Here is an 18642-nt window from a genome sequence, read left to right on the forward strand (position 1 = left end):
CGTCGCGCGTTGGGCGTACGGCTGCCTGTCGGTAGCAGTGGAACGTGGCTGTGCAGCGCTGAGCGACGGGCTGCGCCGCACCGCCACGACCCGCTCCCGCCGTCTCGCGGGTGCGGCGGGTCGGCAGCGCACACGTCCGCTCCCGCCTGTACGCGCTCCCGCCGTCTCGCGGGTGCGGTGGTCCGGTGCACACACACCCGCGCCCGCCGTCGGGCTGGGGCGGCTGACCGGTTGACGGTCCGCTCCCGCCGTCGGGCGGGTGCGGGTGTCCGTGGTGAGTACGTCGGGGTGGGGGTTATTCCTCGGTCACTTCTGTGGACGGGGGTTCCGTCGTTCCGGGGCGGGAGCGGACCTCGTCCGTGCACTCGTAGCGGCGTGGGGGGTCGGTGTCGGGGCCGCCCAGGACCACCGAGCCGTCGCCCTCGGCCGCTGCCGAGTCGGAGAAGGTGCAGACGAGTTGGGCCAGGGCGTACGAGGTCAGGTCGCCGGGGGAGGTGCTCAGGCGCAGGGTGTCGTCCGGGTCCTCGGGGGCCGGGCCGCTCACCGTCATGCCGCCGCGTACGTCCGTGGTGTAGCCGGCCTCCTTCTCGGGGGCCGACGGGGACTCCGCCAGTTCGTCGAGGAGGCCCTGGGCGACCAGGACGCGTCGTGCGGAGTCGACCGCGCCGTCCGGGACCCGGACGGCGCGGTCGACGGCGACCAGGGAGGAACCGCACAGCAGGAACACCCGCACCGGTACGCCCCGCGAGGCCTGCGGGGTCGCGTCCGGTTCGGTGAGGGAGCAGCGGACCCGGGAGGGGGCGGGTCCGAAGTCGGTCGGTACCTCCGTCGCCCTGATTCCGCAGCCGGTGACCAGCGCGGCGAGGAGGGGGAGGGCGAGAAGGCGTACGGGCCTGGCGTGTGCGGTCATCAAGTGTCCCCCTTGTCCTTCTTCTCACCCTCCGCCAACTCCGAGGCGTCCCTGGGCAGGCGGAGGGTGAAGACCGCGCCTCCCTCGGGGGAGTTGGCGGCGGTGATCTCGCCGCCGTGGATGTGGGCGTTCTCCAGGGCGATGGAGAGGCCCAGGCCGCTTCCCTCGGAGCGGGGGCGGGAGGCGCTCGCCTTGTAGAAGCGGTCGAAGACGTGGGGCAGGACGTCCTCGGGGATGCCGGGGCCGTGGTCGCGGACGGCGATGACCACCTCGTCGGCCGACTCCCGCACCGAGACCCGTACCGGCGAGCCGCCGTGCTTGAGGGCGTTGCCGATGAGGTTGGCGAGGATGACGTCCAGACGGCGTGGGTCGAGGCGGGCGTGGATGCCGCGCTCGGCGTCGAGTTCGACCGCGTCGAGCCAGGCGCGCGCGTCGATGCAGGCCGTGATCTGGTCGGCGACGTCGACGTCGTCCAGGACCAGGCGTGCCGTTCCCGCGTCGAAGCGGGTGACCTCCATCAGGTTCTCGACGAGGTCGTTCAGCCGTCGGGTCTCGGAGACCACCAGGCGTACGGCGGGCTCGATCATCGGGTCGATCCCGCCCGACTCCGCGTCCAGCTCCTCCTCCAGCACCTCGGTGACGGCGGTGATGGCGGTGAGGGGGGTGCGCAGTTCGTGGCTCATGTCCGCGACGAAGCGGCGTGAGGCGTCGTCGCGGGCGGCCATGTCCGCGACGCGCTTCTCGAGGGCTTCCGCCGTCCGGTTGAAGGTGCGGGACAGGTCGGCCAGCTCATCCGTCCCGGAGACACGCAGACGGGTGTCCAGCTTGCCCTCGCCGAGGCGCCGGGCGGCGACCCCGAGCCGGTGGACCGGCTTCAGCACGGTCGTGGCCGCGGCCTGCGCGAGGAGTGCGGCGCCTATCAGGGCCAGGCCGGTGGCGATGCCCAGGGACCAGGCCAGTGAGTTGAGGTCCTTGGCCTCCGGCTCCAGGGACTTGCGCATGTAGCCGGTCGGACCGCCCCCGATCACCTTCGTCCCGGCCACCAGGTACGGCGTGCCGTGGTCGACCACCCGCTGCCAGTACAGGTGGTACGGCGACTTGTTGCCGGCGGTGGTGCCCTGTTCCTTGTTCACCGCCGTACGCAGCGACATGGGCACGTCGTCCAGCGAGAAGCCGTTCAGGCCGCCGGAGTTGCCGTACACGGTCCTGCCGGTGGAGTCCTCGGCGAGCAGCAGGACGCTGAAGCGCTGGCTGTTGTCGGCCATCTGGCCGGCCGTGTGCTGCAGCTCGTCCTGCGACGGGTGCTCGGGCAGCGAGCCGGCCCGGTTCTGCATCTCCTGCTCGAAGTCCCGCAGCACCGCGTCCTGGGTGCGCGTCAGCACGGCCTCGCGGTTGAGCCAGTACGCGATGCCGGACGCGGATACGGCGGCGGTCAGCGCCACCAGCCCGAAGACGACGACGAGGCGCAGTCGCAGGCTGGTGAGGCGCAGCCGTGAAAGATGTCCCTTGCGCGCCGCGGACCAGCCGCGGAACCCCCCTTGCCCTGAGGTCACTGAGGCGCGTCCAGGCGGTAGCCGACTCCGCGCACGGTACGGATCAGGGTGGGGGAGGAGGGGACGTCCTCGACCTTGGCGCGCAGCCGCTGGACGCAGGCGTCCACGAGTCGGGAGTCGCCCAGGTAGTCGTGTTCCCAGACCAGGCGCAGCAGCTGCTGCCGGGACAGCGCCTGACCGGGGCGCCGGCTCAGTTCGAGCAGCAGGCGCAGCTCGGTCGGGGTCAGCTGGAGGTCCTCGCCGTTCTTCGTCACCGTCATCGCCGCGCGGTCGATGACGAGGCTGCCGAAGGTCGCCGAGTCGTTCGACTCGCGCTCCCCGCGCCGCAGCACGGCCCGGATCCGGGCGTCGAGCACCCGGCCCTGCACCGGTTTGACGACGTAGTCGTCGGCGCCGGACTCCAGCCCCACGACCACGTCGATGTCGTCGCTGCGTGCCGTGAGCAGGATGATCGGCAGCTGGTCGGTGCGCCGGATGCGCCGGCACACCTCGAAGCCGTCGATGCCGGGCAGCATCACGTCCAGCACGATCAGATCCGGCCGCTGTTCGCGCAGCAGCTTCAGACCGTCCTCACCGCTCGCAGCGGTCGCCACACGGTGTCCCTGGCGCGTCAGTGAGAGCTCCAGGGCCGTACGGATGGCGTCGTCGTCCTCGATCAGCAACAGGGAAGGCACGGGCTCATTCTGGCCCATGGAGGTGCTGTCGTTCGACCTGCGGGTCGGGGCTCGGGCGCGGAGGTCCGCCGTTTCCGCGGCGCGCGCGGCGTGCGGGCGGTTCCGGGCGCTCCGGGAGCACCGCCGGAGCGCGGTGCGACGGGCCGTAGCGGCGACGACTGTGAACGGGCTGTGGTGTCGCCGTGACCGACCCCTGTGACAGGTCTGTGACAGTCGACGGACACGGCGATGAAGTGGCGTGGGCAAGCTTTTCGGCACAGGCAAGGCAGCACGCCGAGCCGAACGGATCAAGCCGGACACCGTAAGTCCACGACGGGGGGCGCAAGATGAACACGCTGCACGGCCTGAGCACCAGCGCAGTGGTCACGCGCCTGCACGACGTGCACCGGGGTTCCGAGAAGTCCGGTGCCGTGAGCGGGCGGGGGTGCGCTCGCGGCGCCGGGCGTCAGCACACCGCGATCATGACGGTGGTTGACGCGAACACGGGGGAAGCGCACGGGGGAGCCGCGTACAGGGAGGCCACGGGGGAGCGTCGCTCGCTGTCGGAGGCGGAGTTCACCGCCTACGTCCAGGAGCGCCGCGCCTCCCTGTACGCCACCGCCTACCACCTCACCGGTGACCGCTTCGAGGCCGAGGACCTGCTGCAGAGCGCGCTGTTCTCGACCTACCGGGCCTGGGACCGCATCAGCGACAAGGCGGCCGTCGGGGGTTACCTGCGGCGGACCATGACCAACCTGCACATCAGCGCGTGGCGCCGCCGCAAGCTGAACGAGTACCCGACCGAGGAACTGCCGGAGACGCCCGGCGACACGGACGCGATGCGCGGCACCGAGCTGCGCGCGGTCCTGTGGCAGGCGCTGGCCCGGCTGCCCGAACTCCAGCGGACGATGCTGGTCCTGCGCTACTACGAGGGCCGCACCGACCCGGAGATCGCGGAGATCCTCGACATCAGTGTCGGCACGGTGAAGTCCAGCATCTGGCGGTCGCTGCGCCGGCTGCGCGAGGACGAGGTCCTCAGCTTCGGCCGTGACGAGGAGGACGCCTTCGGGGAGCTCGTCGCCTGAAGGTCACGGGGGCCGGCATCCCGTGAGGGACGCCGGTGAACGGGGGAGACACGGGGGAGCGGTACCGGGGGGACCCAACGGGGGACGTCGGGGGAGCGGTACCGCGCACAGCACGGGGGAGGCCCCGTCCGGGGGGACGGGAGCACGGGGGAAGCACGGGGGAGCACCACAGAGCGGGGCTGGAGGGCCGGGGGGTCCGTCCAGTCCCGCTTCTCGTGCTGCCCCGGGTCGGCCCGTACGGCGTCTACGCGACCGTACGCGCCGCCGTGGCACGGTGGCCGGACGCCGCGTTCGCCAGGCGGCCCAGCGCCTCGTCGCGGTCGCAGGCGTACGCGCCGAGCGCGGTCTGGCGGGCCACGATGGAGCGTTCGTCGCGCATCAGGCGCCAGCCGCGGCGCAGCAGGAAGGGGACCGACTTGCGGCCCTCCTTCAGGTCCCGCAGGAAACGGCGGCGGAAGGTCGTCACCGGGCCGCGGCTCAGGCACAGCGCGTCGGCCAGGACACCCAGGTCCCGGCACCGGCCGACGATCTCGGCGGCGAAGATGCCCTCCGCGATGAACAGCGGTGTCCGCCCGATCTCGATCGTCTCCGCGCCGGTGCGGGCGCTGAGCGCGAGGTCGTAGACGGGAACGCTCGTCCGGCCCGTGCGGCACAGGTCGGTGATCGCGGCGACCGCCGTGTCCGCGTCCCACGAGTCGGGGTGGTCCCAGTCGATGTCGGAGCTCCCCGCCACCTGCGGCAGCGTCGGGTCGTCGCCCTCCTTGTAGAAGTCGTCGAGCCGCAGCACCGGCAGACCGGAGCGGGCGGCGAGGAGGGACTTGCCGGAGCCGGAAGGGCCGCAGAGCAGCACGACTCGCGTGGGTACGGGCGGATGGGGACTCACGGGACACCAGTGTGAGGCATCGCCCGGGTCGTCAACGACCCCGCGGGTCGGCTTTGATGCGCGCGTCACACCTCAACTACCCTTCGTGTCGATCCGATCACCCGACGCAGCAGAAAGTGGGCGCCGCGATGGCCCGACACCCCTCACCCCGGACTCCGACCGGCCGACGTGCCCTGGTCGCCCTCGCCACCGCGGGGGTGGCGCTGGGCGCGGGCGCGGGGACGGCCGCCGCCGAGACCGAACCGGTCCTGGACGTGGTGCGCACGCGTCCCACCTCGCTCGGCACCATCGACCCGCAGGCCGGCCTGCAGGCGCTGACCGGCACGGTCGGCCATGTCACCGGCCCCGTGTCGGGCCTGAAGCCCAACCCGCTCGCCGGCACCGGTGTCGACCCGCTCGACAACGGCGTCGGCACCCAGGTCGCCGACTTCCGGCCGCTCTCCTCCAGGGCGCTGACCGGGCCGGTGGCGCAGGCGCAGTCGGTCGGCTCGATCCCGGTCGGGGGGCAGGTGACGGGGCTGCTGGGCGGCTGACCGGCGCGCACGCGCAGCAGGCCGCGTCCCTCCGGACGGAGAGGGGCGCGGCCTGCCCGTCGTGGAGGGCCGTCAGTACGACGAGCCCGAGGCGCCCAGCGACCCCGTCGGGTGCCAGACCGTCTTCGTCTCCAGGAAGGCTGTCAGGCGGTCGATGCCCGGCGTCGCCGACCAGTCGTCCACAGGCTGTGGACGAAGAACGCGCTTCAGGTTGTCCGCCGCCGCGATCTCCAGTTCCTTCGCCAGCGCGGCGTCGGCGCCCGCGAGGTCGATCGCGTTGACGTCCTGGTGCGCGGCCAGCGGCGCGGCGATCTCCGCCGTACGGCCGGAGAGGACGTTGACCACGCCGCCGGGGAGGTCGGAGGTGGCCAGGACCTCGCCCAGGGACAGGGCCGGGAGCGGGGACCGCTCGGACGCCACCACGACCGCCGTGTTGCCGGTGGCGATCACCGGGGCGACGACCGAGACCAGGCCCAGGAAGGACGACTCCTGGGGGGCCACGACGGCCACGACGCCCGTCGGCTCGGGCGAGGACAGGTTGAAGAACGGGCCCGCCACCGGGTTGCCGCCGCCCACCACCTGGGCGATCTTGTCGGTCCAGCCCGCGTACCAGACCCAGCGGTCGATCGTCGCCTCGACCTGGTCGGCGGCCTTCGACTTCGACAGGCCCTCGGCGTCGGCGACCTCGCGGACGAACTGGCTCCTGCGGCCCTCCAGCATCTCCGCGACGCGGTAGAGGATCTGACCCCGGTTGTACGCCGTCGCGCCGGACCAGGCGCCGAACGCCTTGCGGGCGGCGACGACCGCGTCACGGGCGTCCTTGCGGGAGGAGAGGGGCGCGTTCGCCAGCCACCTGCCCTCCCCCGCCGCGTCGGCGGCTGATGTCTTCGTCGTCACCTCGTACACCCGGCCGCTCTCGGAACGCGGGAACTTCCCGCCGACGTACAGCTTGTAGGTCTTGAAGACACTCAGCCGCTGCTGCTCGGTCTTGTCGGTCTTATCGGACATCGAGGTACGCCTCCAGGCCGTGGCGGCCGCCCTCGCGGCCGAAGCCCGACTCCTTGTAACCGCCGAACGGCGAGGTCGGGTCGAACTTGTTGAACGTGTTGGACCAGACGACGCCGGCCCGGAGCCTGTTCGCCACCGCGAGGATGCGGGAGCCCTTCTCCGACCAGATGCCCGCCGACAGGCCGTACGGGGTGTTGTTGGCCTTGGCGACGGCCTCGTCCGGGGTGCGGAAGGTGAGGACGGACAGCACGGGGCCGAAGATCTCGTCGCGGGCGACGGTGTGCGCCTGGGTGACGTTCGTGAAGAGCGTCGGGGCGAACCAGTAGCCGGAGGTGGGCAGTTCGCAGGCGGGGGACCAGCGCTCGGCGCCCTCGGCCTCGCCCTGGTCGGCGAGTGCCGTGATGCGCGCGAGCTGCTCGGCGGAGTTGATCGCGCCGATGTCCGTGTTCTTGTCCAGCGGGTCGCCCAGGCGGAGCGTGGACAGACGGCGCTTCAGCGACTCCAGCAGCTCGTCGTGGATCGACTCCTGCACCAGCAGACGGGAGCCCGCGCAGCAGACCTGGCCCTGGTTGAAGAAGATGCCGTTGACGATGCCCTCGACGGCCTGGTCGATCGGCGCGTCGTCGAAGACGATGTTGGCGCCCTTGCCGCCCAGTTCGAGGGTGAGCTTCTTGTCGGTGCCGGCGACCGTGCGGGCGATCTCCTTGCCGACGGCCGTGGAGCCGGTGAAGGCGACCTTGTTCACGTCCGGGTGCGCGACCAGGGCGGCGCCGGTGTCGCCGTAGCCCGGGAGGATGTTGACGACGCCCTTCGGCAGGCCCGCCTGGCGGCAGATGTCCGCGAAGAAGAGCGCGGACAGGGGCGTGGTCTCGGCCGGCTTCAGCACCACCGTGTTGCCGGTCGCGAGCGCCGGGGCGATCTTCCACGCCAGCATCAGCAGCGGGAAGTTCCAGGGGATGACCTGGCCCGCGACGCCCAGCGGCCTCGGGTTCGGGCCGAAGCCGGCGTGGTCGAGCTTGTCGGCCCAGCCCGCGTAGTAGAAGAAGTGCGCGGCGACCAGTGGCAGGTCGGCGTCGCGGGTCTCCTTGATCGGCTTGCCGTTGTCCAGGGTCTCCAGGACGGCCAGCTCGCGGCTGCGCTCCTGGATGATGCGGGCGATGCGGAAGAGGTACTTCGCGCGCTCCGGGCCGGGCAGCGCCGACCACTTCTCGAAGGCCTTGCGGGCGGCCCTGACCGCGCGGTCGACGTCCTCGCCGCCGGCCCGGGCGACCTCGGAGAGGACCTCCTCGGTGGACGGGGAGACGGTCTTGAAGACCTTGCCGTCCGCCGCCTCCGTGAACTCGCCGTCGATGAAGAGGCCGTAGGACGGGGCGATGTCGACGACCGAGCGGGACTCGGGGGCCGGTGCGTACTCGAATGCGGATGCGGGAGCCATGGTGATCAGTCCACCGTCACGTAGTCGGGGCCGGAGTAGCGGCCGGTGGCCAGCTTCTGACGCTGCATCAGCAGGTCGTTCAGGAGCGAGGAGGCGCCGAAGCGGAACCAGTGGTTGTCCAGCCAGTCCCCGCCCACGGTCTCGTTGACCAGGACCAGGAACTTGATGGCGTCCTTGGTGGTGCGGATGCCGCCGGCCGGCTTCACGCCGACCTGGACCCCGGTCTGCGCGCGGAAGTCGCGCACGGCTTCCAGCATGAGCAGCGTGTTCGCGGGGGTCGCGTTGACGGCGACCTTGCCGGTGGACGTCTTGATGAAGTCCGCCCCGGCGAGCATGCCGAGCCAGCTGGCGCGGCGGATGTTGTCGTACGTCGACAGCTCGCCCGTCTCGAAGATGACCTTCAGGCGGGCGGAGGTGCCGCAGGTCTGCTTCACGGCGACGATCTCGTCGTACACCTTGAGGTAGTCGCCCGCGAGGAAGGCGCCGCGGTCGATGACCATGTCGATCTCGTCGGCGCCCGCGGCGACGGCCTCGCGGACGTCGGCGAGCTTCACCTCGAGGGCGGCGCGGCCGGCCGGGAATGCGGTGGCGACGGAGGCGACCTTCACGCCGGAGCCCGCCACGGCGGCCTTGGCGGTGGCCACCATGTCCGGATAGACGCAGACGGCCGCCGTCGGGGGCGTCGTGCGGTCGGTCGGGTCGGGGTGGACCGCCTTCGCGCCGAGCGCCCGGACCTTGCCCGGAGTGTCCGCGCCTTCCAGCGTCGTCAGGTCGACCATCGAGATGGCGAGGTCGATGGCGTACGCCTTCGCGGTCGTCTTGATGGATCGGGTACCGAGGGATGCGGCGCGCGCCTCCAGGCCGACCGCGTCGACGCCGGGCAGCCCGTGGAGGAAGCGGCGCAGCGCGCTGTCGGACGTGGCGACGTCCGCGAGGGCATGTGCGCTGGGGGTACCTCCCACGCGTTCAGCAGTGGGGGAGGGTGCATTGGTGGGCATGGTCACCAGACGAGCATATCTACGCGCGTAGCGGCTGTACACCCCGGAGGCGGCTCCTCGAAGGGCGCGCCGGGTGTCCGGTGTGGGGGCGCGGGGAACCGTGACGAGCCGCGCGGCGCGGGGCTGCTCCTCGACGGCCCCGGGGCGGGTCGGCCCGGCGCCGCGGGCTGCGGCACAATCGGGGCCATGACGAGCCCGGAAGACCAGTCGCCAGCGCCGCAGCCCGCGGCCCCCGAGACCAAGGACCGCATCTACCGGTCGCCCGCGGGCATCGCCGGCGGCGTGCTGCTGCTCGCGCTCGTCGGCTGGCTCGGTGTCGACGCGATCGTCGCGGGGGAGGGGCGGACGCCGTGGCTGGCGCTCGCGACGCTGATCCTGCTGGTGCCGCTGGTCGTCGCCTTCACCCTGCGGCCGGCGGTGTTCGCCGGTGAGGACCGGCTGCGGGTGCGCAATCCGTTCCGGGTGATCGTGCTGCCGTGGGGGCAGGTCGCCTCGCTGCGGGCGGGGTACACCAACGAGGTCGTCGCCGTGTCGGGGAAGAAGTACCAGCTGTGGTCGATCCCCGTCTCGCTGCGGGCGCGGAAGAAGGCGGCCCGGCGGCAGGCGCGGGCCGCGGCGGAGCGCACGGCCGAACGGCAGGGGCGGAGCGGCCGGGGGGCCGGCGGGCTCGGCGGTTTCGGTGGGTTCGGCGGTGCCGGGGGCGGGGCGTTCGCGGGCGGGCGTGCCGGTGCGGGTGCGGGGCCGGGTGCCGGGGGGCCGGAGGGGCCCTTGCTGGCCGAGAGCGACAAGATCATGCACGAGTTGCGGCAGCTGTGGGAGGCCCGCGAGAAGGAGGAGAGCGCGCAGGGTGAGGTGAGCGTGCGGTGGGCCTGGGAGATCATGGGGCCCGCGGTGGCCGGGGCCGTGGTGCTGGGGATTCTGCTGGCCGTGGGGTGAGGCGGCGGGCCTGTGTCCGCTGAGCGCGGGTGCCGGCGTTCGCTGTGCTGTGTCCGTGCGCTCCACGGTCCTCGCCGTCCGGTGGGTGATCCGTGGGGCTCGGTCTGTGTCTCGGGGGCTGAAAGACGATGAGCGGTGGTTCCGGTGGGGTGCTGAGGCTGCCCGGTTCCGCGATACCCGACGGCGCTGAGCGCTGGGAGGGTGAGCGGGCTCGGCGGTGGGTGGCGGCGCTGCCCCCGCGGTGGGTGCCCGTCCGGGCGTGGACGTCGGTGCACGCGGGGCTGCCCCTCGCCGCCGTCGCCGGGGCCGCCGGGCTCGTCGCGGGCACCGGAATGCCCGGCTGGGGTGCCGCTCTCGTCGCGCTGCACCTCGTGTGGCTGGTGCTGCGGCCGGAGGCGGCTCGTCTGCTCGCGCCGGTCGCCGTTCCCGTCGTCCTCGTGCCGGGGGACACCTCGTGGGCCGTGCGGCTGGGGCTCGCGGCGGGACTCGTGGGCGTGTGGGCCGCCGTCACGGTGCGGCTGGTCGCGCGGAAGGCGCAGCGGGTGGCAGCCCTGGAGGCCTCCGGAGGCGTGACGTCCGCACTGCCGGGGAGGCGAGCGCCCCTGGAGCGGGGTGCGTTCCTGTTCTGGTCCGGTGCCGCCACCGTCGTCGTCGGCGGGCTGCTCGGGGCCACCGCCGGTCTGTGGGCGGGGGGCGGGGAGCGGCCGGCGGTCGCCGCCTGCTGGTGTGTCGTCGGGCTCGGGCTCACCGTCGTCCTCTCCGCGGGACTCGGCCGGCACCGGGCCGCCGGGTTGCGGCGGGCGCCCGTCCCCGTGCTCAGGGTGCTGGTGCGGGACAACTCCGACGCGGACGCGGAGGTCTTCGCCGCCGACGACGTCGCCGCGCTGCGGCCCCTGTTCACCGTCGCCACCTTCCAGACGCGGGCGGAGGACGCCGACGCGGACCGCGACGACGGTGAGGACGGCGCCGAGGACGACGATGACGCCGAGGACGACGAGGAGATCCTGAAGCTGCTGCGGGGTGGCGCCGACGGCTGGACCGGGCCCCTGCGCGAGGCCGTCCTGTACGGCGTGCCCCATGACGGCGCCGAGGTCGTCCTGCTCGCCGCCGCGGAGGAGGAGGGCGCGCCGCCCGTCGTGGAGGCCTCGGTGGGGCCGGTACGGCCGGTGACCGGGCCGGCCGCGCGGCGCCGGGCCGTGCAGGAGAGGCGGAAGGCCGTCGAGGAGGCCCGCCGGCAGGAGCGGCACCGGGCTGTCGCCGCCGCCCTCGCGGGACGGGCCGGTCCGACGGGGACGCCGGACGTGCGGCGGTGGCGGGCCGGATGGGCCGACGCGTTCACCGTCCTGGTGGCGGTGCTGTACCTGACGTCCGTCTGGGCGGACTCCGGTGGGTGGCGTTACGTCTACGGAGTCCTGCTGGCCCTGGCCGCCGCCCTCGTACTGCCGCGCCGTCTCGCCTGGCGGATCACCGCCGACCGGGAGGGGCTGTGGTTCAACACCCTGCGGCGGCCCCGGCTCCTGGAGTGGGACCGCATCCGGGACGTCCGCTGCCAGGGCGTCACGCTGAAGGTCGTCGGCAAGCCGGCGTCCTTCGCCGAGTGGAGGGTGCACACGCCTCGCTGGCCCTGGCTGGAACGCCGGCTCGGCGTCCTCCACCCCTACGAGCGGACCGCCGCCGAGATCGCCGCGCTGTGGAGGGACCCGGCGCTGCGGCCGACCGCCACGGCCGACGCGCGGCAGCGGGGACGGGCGCTGTGGCCGGTGGGGGTGGTGGCCGGGGTGGTGACCCTGGCGCTGGCGGTGCTCCTGCCGTAGCCGCGGCGGCGCCCACGGCGGCCTCGGGCGGCGAGCCGGGCCGGGAAGCGGAGGCCCGCTGCCCGGCCGGTGCGCGTCGGGGTACGACGGGCTCAGACACCCCCGGATCCGCAGGCCCCGGATCCCCGGGCACCCCAGGATCCGTGTCAGATGCCGGCGGCCGCCGACAGGTCCCGCTTGATGGTCGCGAGGAGTTCGGTCGCCGTCGTGCGGGCCGCCGGGAGGTCCTCGCGGGAGGCGACGGGCACGACGACCTCCAGGTAGCACTTGAGCTTGGGCTCCGTGCCGCTGGGGCGGACGATGACGCGGGCCCCGTCGAGGGTGTAGCGCAGACCGTCCGTGGGCGGGAGCCGGTCGGTGCCCCGGGTGAGGTCCTCGGCGCGGGTGATGGCCAGGCCCGCGAGGGCGGTCGGGGGCTGCTCGCGCAGTCGCCGCATCGCGTCCGCGATCACCGACAGGTCCTCCACCCGGACCGAGAGCTGGTCGGTGGCGTGCAGACCGTGCTCGACGGCGAGGTCGTCGAGGAGGTCGAGGAGGGTGCGGTTCTCCTCCTTGAGGACGGAGGCCAGCTCGGTGATGAGCAGGGCCGCGGTGATGCCGTCCTTGTCGCGTACGCCCTCGGGGTCGACGCAGTAGCCGAGGGCCTCCTCGTAGCCGTAGCGCAGACCGTCGACGCGGGCGATCCACTTGAAGCCGGTGAGGGTCTCCTCGTACGGCAGCCCCGCCTTGTCGGCGATACGCCCGAGGAGGGAGGAGGAGACGATCGACTCGGCGAAGGTGCCCCGGGCGCCGCGGTGGACCAGGTGGGCGCCGAGGAGGGCGCCGACCTCGTCGCCGCGCAGCATGCGCCACGCGCCGTCGTCCTTGACGGCGACGGCGCAGCGGTCCGCGTCGGGGTCGTTGGCGATGACGAGGTCCGGGTCGGTCTCGCGGGCCTTCGCGAAGGCGAGGTCCATGGCGCCGGGCTCTTCCGGGTTGGGGAAGGCGACGGTCGGGAAGTCCGGGTCGGGCTCGGCCTGCTCGGCGACGAGCGCCGGCACCGGGAACCCGGCACGGGCGAAGGCGGCGAGGAGGACGTCCTTGCCGACGCCGTGCATCGCCGTGTAGACGGTGCGGGCGGTGCGCGGGGAGTCGGGGGCGAGCACGGCGTCCGTCCGGGCCAGGTAGGCGTCGAGGACGGCGTCGTCGAGGGTCTCCCAGCCGGTCTCCGGCCGGGGCACGTCGTGCAGGGAGCGGACGGCGGCGATCTCGGCGGCGATCTCCGCGTCGGCGGGCGGGACGATCTGCGAACCGTCGCCCAGGTACACCTTGTAGCCGTTGTCCCGGGGCGGGTTGTGGCTGGCGGTGACCTCGACGCCGGCGACCGCCCCCAGGTGCCTTATGGCGTAGGCGAGGACGGGGGTGGGCAGGGGGCGGGGGAGGACGGCGGCCCTGAGACCGGCGCCGGTCATGACCGCGGCCGTGTCGCGGGCGAAGTCGGCGGACTTGTGCCGGGCGTCGTAGCCGATGACGACGAGGCCGTCCCCCTTGCCCTGCGCCTTCAGGTGGGCGGCGAGGCCGGCGGCGGCGCGGATGACGACGGCACGGTTCATCCGCATCGGGCCGGCGCCGAGTTCGCCGCGCAGACCGGCGGTGCCGAACTGGAGGGTGCCGCGGAAGCGGGCGGCGAGTTCGGTGACGTCCCCGGCGTCGAGGAGCTCGGCGAGTTCCTCGCGGGTGTCCGGGTCGGGGTCCTCGGCCAGCCAGGTCCGGGCGCGGGCGATGAGATCGTCGACGTTATCGAGATCGTCGTGCACGGTCGGTCAACCTCTCGTATGTGATCGTGAGTGTCTCGCCCCCGCCGCCGCCTTTCCCGCCAGGGCTCGGCCGCCCCTTCGGCCCCCGCCGGGGGCGTCGCCGGACCCCGGGCCAGGGCCCACGGTCGAGGTCGGACCCCGTCCCGGGCCGCCCGCCTGCTGAGATGCCGAGACGGGTGAGGGGTGGGACAGAGGCCGGGGGCCCTGGCCCGGGGGCAAAGCCTTCAGGGACGGCGAAGGCCAGGAGCCCGGGGTGGAGCCGTCAGGACGGCAGGGGCCGAACGCCCGGGCGCGAAGCCGCCGGCGGCGGACGGGCAGCCGCGGCGCGCTGAGGGGACGTGTTCGGCTACAGCCGGCCCAGCACCTGCGCCAGCAGCGACCCCATGCGGGTCGCGCTGTCCCGGCCGGCCTGGAGGACCTCCTCGTGGTTGAGGGGCTCGCCCGTCATGCCGGCGGCGAGGTTGGTGACCAGGGAGATGCCCAGCACCTCCGCACCGGCCTCACGGGCGGCGATGGCCTCCAGCACCGTGGACATGCCCACCAGGTCGGCTCCGATGACCCGAGCCATCCGGATCTCGGCCGGCGTCTCGTAGTGCGGGCCGGGGAACTGGGCGTAGACGCCCTCCTCCAGCGTGGCGTCGATCTCCTTGCACAGGGCCCGCAGCCGCGGCGAGTACAGGTCCGTGAGGTCGACGAAGTTGGCGCCGACGATCGGCGACGTCGCCGTGAGGTTGATGTGGTCGCTGATCAGCACCGCCTGCCCGGGACGCATGCCCTCGCGCAGACCGCCGCAGCCGTTGGTGAGCACGATCGTCTTGCTGCCGGCCGCCACCGCCGTGCGGACGCCGTGCGCCACGGCGGCCACACCACGGCCCTCGTAGTAATGCGTACGGCCCAGGAAGACCAGCGCGCGCTTCGCGCCGATGCGGTACGAGCGGATCTTGCCACCGTGTCCCTCGACGGCCGGCGGCGGGAAGCCGGGCAGGTCGGTGACCTGGAACTCGGCCTCGGGCGCGCCCAGGGCGTCCACGGCGGGGGCCCAGCCGGAGCCCATCACGAGGGCGACGTCGTGGGTCTCGGCGCCCGTCAGTTCGCGCAGGCGCGCGGCGGCGGCGTCGGCGGCGGCGTAGGGGTCGCCCTGGATGTCGTCCGGGAGAAGAGATGCGTTCACGCGGATGAGGGTAGCCGGTCTCGGCCTACGCGCGTAGATGACAGAGCCCACGGGATGGCGATCGTTGTCTTGTCGTTTCCAATGAAAGGGTCCGCGGCTGCGCCGACGGGGTCACTCGCCCGGGACGACGGCCAGGTCCGCAGGCGGGTCGGTTAGCAGGGCCGCTTCCGCAGCTCCATCACGTAATCGTGCGGCGCGCCCGCCGACTCGGCGGCGTCGGCGATCTCCCCGAGGTAGCGGGCCGACGGCAGACCGCCCTCGTAGCCGTTCAGGACGTACGCCCAGCCCTGCTCCTCGCCGTCCAGGGTGTGGACGCGCACCCGGAGCCGGCGGTAGATGCCGAGGCCCACGCCCTCCCAGCGGTCCAGCGAGTCCTCGTCCATGGGGGCGAGGTCGTACAGCGCGACGAAGACCTGTGCGACGGGGTCCTCCACGATCGTCGCGAGGGCGCCCTCCCAGCCCAGCTGCTCGCCGCCGAAGGTCAGCCGCCAGCCGTTCAGCCAGCCGGTCGCGCGCAGCGGCGAGTGCGGGGCGCGGCGCGTCATCAGCCGCGCGTCGAGGTTGCCGGCGTACGCGGCGTAGAGCGACATGTGATGAGAGTACGGCAGCTCGAACAGACGTCACTTCCGCCGTCCACCACCCCTTCCGCCGCAGCGGTACCACCGCCCGGCCCCCCGGAGACGTGCCGCCTTGAGGCGTGCGGGACAATGGAGTACGTGACTCGGATCGTGATCATCGGTGGCGGACCCGGCGGCTACGAAGCGGCGCTGGTGGCCGCGCAGCTCGGCGCGGAGGTGACCGTCGTCGACTGCGACGGTCTGGGCGGGGCGTCGGTGCTGACCGACTGCGTGCCGTCGAAGACCCTTATCGCTACGGCCGAGGTGATGACCACCTTCGACTCCTCCTACGAGGAGCTGGGGATCATCGTCGCCGACGACACCCCTCCGCTGGAGCAGTCGGCCCGGGTCGTCGGGGTGGACCTCGACAAGGTCAACCGGCGCGTCAAGCGGCTCGCGCTCGCGCAGTCGCACGACATCACCGCCTCCGTCACCCGCGCGGGTGCCCGCGTCCTGCGCGGCCGTGGCCGCCTGGACGGCATGCAGGCCCTCGACGGTTCGCGCAAGGTCGTGGTTCGGGCGGCCGACGGGACCGAGGAGACGCTCGTCGCCGACGCGGTGCTCATCGCCACCGGCGGTCACCCCCGCGAGCTGCCCGACGCCCAGCCCGACGGCGAGCGCATCCTCAACTGGACCCAGGTCTACGACCTGCGGGAGCTGCCCGAGGAGCTCATCGTGGTCGGCTCGGGCGTGACGGGTGCCGAGTTCGCCGGCGCCTACCAGGCCCTCGGCTCCAAGGTCACCCTCGTCTCCTCCCGGGACCGTGTGCTGCCCGGTGAGGACCCGGACGCCGCCGCCGTGCTCGAGGACGTCTTCCGGCGTCGCGGCATGAACGTCATGGCCCGCTCCCGCGCCCAGTCCGCCAAGCGGGTCGGCGACCGGGTCGAGGTGACCCTCGCCGACGGGCGGGTCATCACCGGCTCGCACTGCCTGATGGCCGTCGGCGCCATCCCCAACAGCGAGGGCCTCGGCCTGGAGGAGGCGGGCGTCAGGCTCCGCGACTCCGGGCACATCTGGACCGACAGGGTCTCCAGGACGTCGGCTCCGGGCGTGTACGCCGCCGGTGACGTGACCGGCGTCTTCGCCCTCGCCTCCGTCGCCGCCATGCAGGGACGCATCGCCATGTACCACTTCCTCGGCGACGCGGTGGCCCCGCTCAACCTCAAGACCGTCTCCTCCAACGTCTTCACCGACCCCGAGATCGCCACCGTCGGCTACTCGCAGGCGGACGTGGACGCCGGCAAGATCGACGCGCGGGTCGTCAAGCTGCCGCTGCTGCGCAACCCGCGCGCCAAGATGCAGGGCATCCGCGACGGCTTCGTGAAGATCTTCTGCCGTCCGGGCACGGGGATCGTCGTCGGCGGTGTCGTCGTGGCGCCGCGCGCCTCGGAACTCATCCACCCCATCTCGATCGCCGTCGACAACAATCTGACGGTCGAACAGATCGCGAACGCCTTCACCGTGTACCCGTCCCTTTCGGGGTCGATCGCCGAGGTGGCACGGCAGTTGCACACGAGGAAGACGGGCAGCGAGGTCTGACGGCCGGAATCGACTCCTCGCAGGTCACGGGGAGTTGCGGCCCGTGCGGGTGGCATAGGCGCCGGAACTAGGCCCCTATACCACTTCGTGCCCCACTGTGCGAACAACTTCTATTATTCGGCGCAAAGAGCTGAAAGCAGACGGTCGTCCGCGTTACTGTCAGTTTCGTGTTCGCTGCAGAACGTCGCCAATTGATCCTCGAAATGGTGCGAGCGAACGGGGCCGTGTCGCTCCGTGAGCTCGCCCGCGTCGTCCAGACCTCCGAAGTGACCGTACGGCGGGACGTGCGCGCACTGGAGGCAGAAGGACTCCTCGACCGCCGGCACGGCGGTGCGGTACTGCCGGGCGGTTTCACGCGGGAGTCCGGCTTTCCGCAGAAGTCCCATCTCGCGACCGCCGAGAAGACCGCCATCGCCGACCTCGCCGCCAACTTCGTCGAAGAGGGCGAGGCCATCGTGGTCGGGGCGGGGACCACCACCCAGGAGCTGGCCCGCCGGCTCGCCCGGGTGCCCGGACTCACCGTCGTGACCAACTCCCTGCTGGTCGCCCAGGCCCTGGCCCACGCCAACCGGGTCGAGGTCGTGATGACCGGCGGCACCCTCAGAGGCTCCAACTACGCCCTCGTCGGCAGCGGTGCCGAACAGTCCCTCCAGGGACTCAGGGTCTCCCGCGCCTTCCTCTCCGGAAGCGGCCTCACCGCCGAGCGCGGGCTCTCCACGTCCAACATGCTGTCGGCGTCGGTCGACCGGGCCCTCGTCCAGGCCGCCGCCGAGGTCGTGGTCCTCGCCGACCACACCAAGCTGGGCACCGACACGATGTTCCAGACGGTCCCGACCGACGTCATCACCCGCCTGGTCACCGACGAACCGCCCGCGCACGACGACCGCGCCCAGACCGAGTTGCAGGCTTTGGCGGACCAGGGGGTGCAGATCGCCGTGGCCGGGGCGTCGGGAAACCCGGGGGGTGACGCGGTCCCGGCGCGCCGCCAGCAGCAGCGCCGGGACGTCCCCCTCCCCTCCCCCCGCCGAGGCCAGGTCCCCGGCACCCCGTCGGGCCTGCGCGCGGCGTCGGTCCTGGGTGAGCAGTCCCCGGGCCAGGAGCGCGCACGGGTGGCCGACCTGCGCCGGCGGTGAGCCGGCGGCGTCCGCCGGGCGGCCGGGGCCGCCGGTCACCGCGCCGGGCCACGCCGCGTCCGACGCCCGGTGAGCAGGCGGCGCCGTCTTCGCCGGGCCCGCCGCGCGACGGCCCCTCAGGGGCGGGGCGGCGTCCGATGTGCGGCTCCGCCGGGTAAGGCGCGGCCGGCCAGGCCTCCCCGCAGCCGCCGCCTGCCGATGCCCCGTGGCCTCTGAGAGACCGCTTCCGCCCGGAGGTGCGGGGGGAGCGCGCGCTGCCCGAGCCGATGGGGCTCGTGGCCGCCGGCGCCGCGCAGTGGTACCGGTTGCCGGCCGACCGGGCCGGGCTGTCCTCACTGTCGCTGCCCCGGGACTCCTTCCACGAGAACCCGATGGCCTTCTTAGGACCGCCCCCTCGGCCACCCGCTCACCGAGGTCATGCTCCAGACTTCGACGACCGAGACCCGGCGCACCAGTGACGCGGCCGGCGACTGCTGGGGCGGCGGACCCACCGCTGCCTCCTCGCCTTCCGCCCGTTCGGCCTGCGCCGGCACCTGGTCGCGTCGGCGGGCTCGGACCTGAGCGTGGTCGAGGGGTAC

At 73.1% G+C, this 18642-nt stretch carries 16 protein-coding genes; 6 read left to right on the plus strand and 10 right to left on the minus strand.

Features of this window, described 5'->3' with window-relative positions:
- Positions 1–295: 295 nt before the first annotated feature.
- The 3 genes from ACIBBD_RS13445 to afsQ1 are packed head-to-tail and all read right to left on the minus strand — an operon-like array spanning position 296 to position 3137.
- The gene (locus ACIBBD_RS13445) at positions 296–910 is read right to left on the minus strand and encodes a hypothetical protein (RefSeq protein ID WP_399419504.1); all 615 of its coding nucleotides are present in this window, start codon (positions 908–910) and stop codon (positions 296–298) included.
- Positions 910–2463 (minus strand): sensor histidine kinase, encoded by a 1554-nt coding sequence (locus ACIBBD_RS13450; RefSeq protein ID WP_399419505.1) that lies wholly within the window; start codon positions 2461–2463, stop codon positions 910–912. Before ACIBBD_RS13450 ends, ACIBBD_RS13445 begins: the two co-directional genes overlap by 1 nt.
- Positions 2460–3137 (minus strand): two-component system response regulator AfsQ1, encoded by a 678-nt coding sequence (afsQ1, locus tag ACIBBD_RS13455; protein ID WP_189933766.1) that lies wholly within the window; start codon positions 3135–3137, stop codon positions 2460–2462. The genes ACIBBD_RS13450 and afsQ1 overlap by 4 nt, the downstream gene beginning before the upstream one ends.
- A 326-nt stretch (positions 3138–3463) precedes the next feature.
- Here afsQ1 and ACIBBD_RS13460 point away from each other — a divergent pair, with 326 nt between their 5' ends.
- The gene (locus ACIBBD_RS13460; protein ID WP_399419506.1) at positions 3464–4201 is read left to right on the plus strand and encodes a SigE family RNA polymerase sigma factor; all 738 of its coding nucleotides are present in this window, start codon (positions 3464–3466) and stop codon (positions 4199–4201) included.
- A 244-nt stretch (positions 4202–4445) separates the two neighbouring features.
- Here the strand turns inward: ACIBBD_RS13460 and ACIBBD_RS13465 are convergent, their stop codons facing one another.
- Positions 4446–5084: a uridine kinase gene (locus ACIBBD_RS13465; protein ID WP_399419507.1), complete on the minus strand. Its 639-nt coding sequence runs from the start codon at positions 5082–5084 to the stop codon at positions 4446–4448.
- A gap of 128 nt (positions 5085–5212) precedes the next feature.
- Here ACIBBD_RS13465 and ACIBBD_RS13470 point away from each other — a divergent pair, with 128 nt between their 5' ends.
- On the plus strand, positions 5213–5617 hold the full coding sequence (locus tag ACIBBD_RS13470; protein ID WP_399419508.1) for a hypothetical protein: 405 nt from the start codon (positions 5213–5215) through the stop codon (positions 5615–5617).
- A gap of 72 nt (positions 5618–5689) precedes the next feature.
- Here ACIBBD_RS13470 and ACIBBD_RS13475 read toward each other — a convergent pair whose 3' ends face one another.
- Genes ACIBBD_RS13475 through deoC form a run of 3 tightly spaced genes read right to left on the minus strand, consistent with a single transcriptional unit; the run spans position 5690 to position 9058 of the window.
- Complete coding sequence (locus ACIBBD_RS13475) at positions 5690–6625, minus strand: aldehyde dehydrogenase family protein (RefSeq protein ID WP_399419509.1); 936 nt, start codon at positions 6623–6625, stop codon at positions 5690–5692.
- Entirely contained in the window at positions 6615–8060 is a 1446-nt protein-coding gene (locus ACIBBD_RS13480; RefSeq protein ID WP_399419510.1) for an aldehyde dehydrogenase family protein, read from the minus strand. Before ACIBBD_RS13480 ends, ACIBBD_RS13475 begins: the two co-directional genes overlap by 11 nt.
- A gap of 5 nt (positions 8061–8065) precedes the next feature.
- Positions 8066–9058 (minus strand): deoxyribose-phosphate aldolase, encoded by a 993-nt coding sequence (gene deoC / locus ACIBBD_RS13485; protein ID WP_399419511.1) that lies wholly within the window; start codon positions 9056–9058, stop codon positions 8066–8068.
- Between the two features lie 186 nt (positions 9059–9244).
- Between deoC and ACIBBD_RS13490 the strand changes: the two genes are divergently transcribed.
- Complete coding sequence (locus tag ACIBBD_RS13490; RefSeq protein WP_399419512.1) at positions 9245–9994, plus strand: PH domain-containing protein; 750 nt, start codon at positions 9245–9247, stop codon at positions 9992–9994.
- A 128-nt stretch (positions 9995–10122) separates the two neighbouring features.
- Positions 10123–11808: a hypothetical protein gene (locus ACIBBD_RS13495; protein WP_399419513.1), complete on the plus strand. Its 1686-nt coding sequence runs from the start codon at positions 10123–10125 to the stop codon at positions 11806–11808.
- A 146-nt stretch (positions 11809–11954) separates the two neighbouring features.
- Here ACIBBD_RS13495 and ACIBBD_RS13500 read toward each other — a convergent pair whose 3' ends face one another.
- From ACIBBD_RS13500 to ACIBBD_RS13510, 3 genes are all read right to left on the minus strand, one after another.
- Positions 11955–13604 carry a phospho-sugar mutase gene (locus ACIBBD_RS13500; protein ID WP_399419514.1) on the minus strand — a complete coding sequence of 550 codons (1650 nt, stop codon included), beginning with the start codon at positions 13602–13604 and terminating at the stop codon, positions 11955–11957.
- Between the two features lie 346 nt (positions 13605–13950).
- Positions 13951–14775, minus strand: a complete 825-nt coding sequence (locus tag ACIBBD_RS13505) for a purine-nucleoside phosphorylase (protein WP_399419515.1) — start codon at positions 14773–14775, stop codon at positions 13951–13953.
- Between the two features lie 152 nt (positions 14776–14927).
- Entirely contained in the window at positions 14928–15365 is a 438-nt protein-coding gene (locus tag ACIBBD_RS13510; protein WP_399419516.1) for a gamma-glutamylcyclotransferase, read from the minus strand.
- Positions 15366–15482: 117 nt separating this feature from the next.
- Here ACIBBD_RS13510 and ACIBBD_RS13515 point away from each other — a divergent pair, with 117 nt between their 5' ends.
- Together ACIBBD_RS13515 and ACIBBD_RS13520 are read left to right on the plus strand one after the other, a co-directional pair.
- Positions 15483–16931, plus strand: coding sequence for an NAD(P)H-quinone dehydrogenase (locus tag ACIBBD_RS13515; protein WP_399419517.1), 1449 nt, complete (start codon positions 15483–15485; stop codon positions 16929–16931).
- Positions 16932–17098: 167 nt separating this feature from the next.
- Positions 17099–18064 (plus strand): DeoR/GlpR family DNA-binding transcription regulator, encoded by a 966-nt coding sequence (locus ACIBBD_RS13520; RefSeq protein WP_399419518.1) that lies wholly within the window; start codon positions 17099–17101, stop codon positions 18062–18064.
- Positions 18065–18642: the final 578 nt, after the last annotated feature.

The organism is Streptomyces sp. NPDC051315 (genome assembly GCF_044455165.1).
Classification (GTDB): Bacteria; Actinomycetota; Actinomycetes; order Streptomycetales; family Streptomycetaceae; genus Streptomyces.

Excerpts from the sequence above, each read along its gene's own strand:
- ACIBBD_RS13495 (WP_399419513.1), top strand. The coding sequence starts at position 10,123 with ATGAGCGGTGGTTCCGGTGGGGTGCTGAGGCTGCCCGGTTCCGCGATA.
- deoC (WP_399419511.1), bottom strand. The coding sequence starts at position 9,058 with ATGCCCACCAATGCACCCTCCCCCACTGCTGAACGCGTGGGAGGTACC.
- ACIBBD_RS13490 (WP_399419512.1), top strand. The coding sequence starts at position 9,245 with ATGACGAGCCCGGAAGACCAGTCGCCAGCGCCGCAGCCCGCGGCCCCC.
- ACIBBD_RS13460 (WP_399419506.1), top strand. The coding sequence starts at position 3,464 with ATGAACACGCTGCACGGCCTGAGCACCAGCGCAGTGGTCACGCGCCTG.
- ACIBBD_RS13515 (WP_399419517.1), top strand. The coding sequence starts at position 15,483 with ATGGAGTACGTGACTCGGATCGTGATCATCGGTGGCGGACCCGGCGGC.
- ACIBBD_RS13475 (WP_399419509.1), bottom strand. The coding sequence starts at position 6,625 with ATGTCCGATAAGACCGACAAGACCGAGCAGCAGCGGCTGAGTGTCTTC.
- ACIBBD_RS13470 (WP_399419508.1), top strand. The coding sequence starts at position 5,213 with ATGGCCCGACACCCCTCACCCCGGACTCCGACCGGCCGACGTGCCCTG.
- ACIBBD_RS13510 (WP_399419516.1), bottom strand. The coding sequence starts at position 15,365 with ATGTCGCTCTACGCCGCGTACGCCGGCAACCTCGACGCGCGGCTGATG.
- ACIBBD_RS13445 (WP_399419504.1), bottom strand. The coding sequence starts at position 910 with ATGACCGCACACGCCAGGCCCGTACGCCTTCTCGCCCTCCCCCTCCTC.
- ACIBBD_RS13480 (WP_399419510.1), bottom strand. The coding sequence starts at position 8,060 with ATGGCTCCCGCATCCGCATTCGAGTACGCACCGGCCCCCGAGTCCCGC.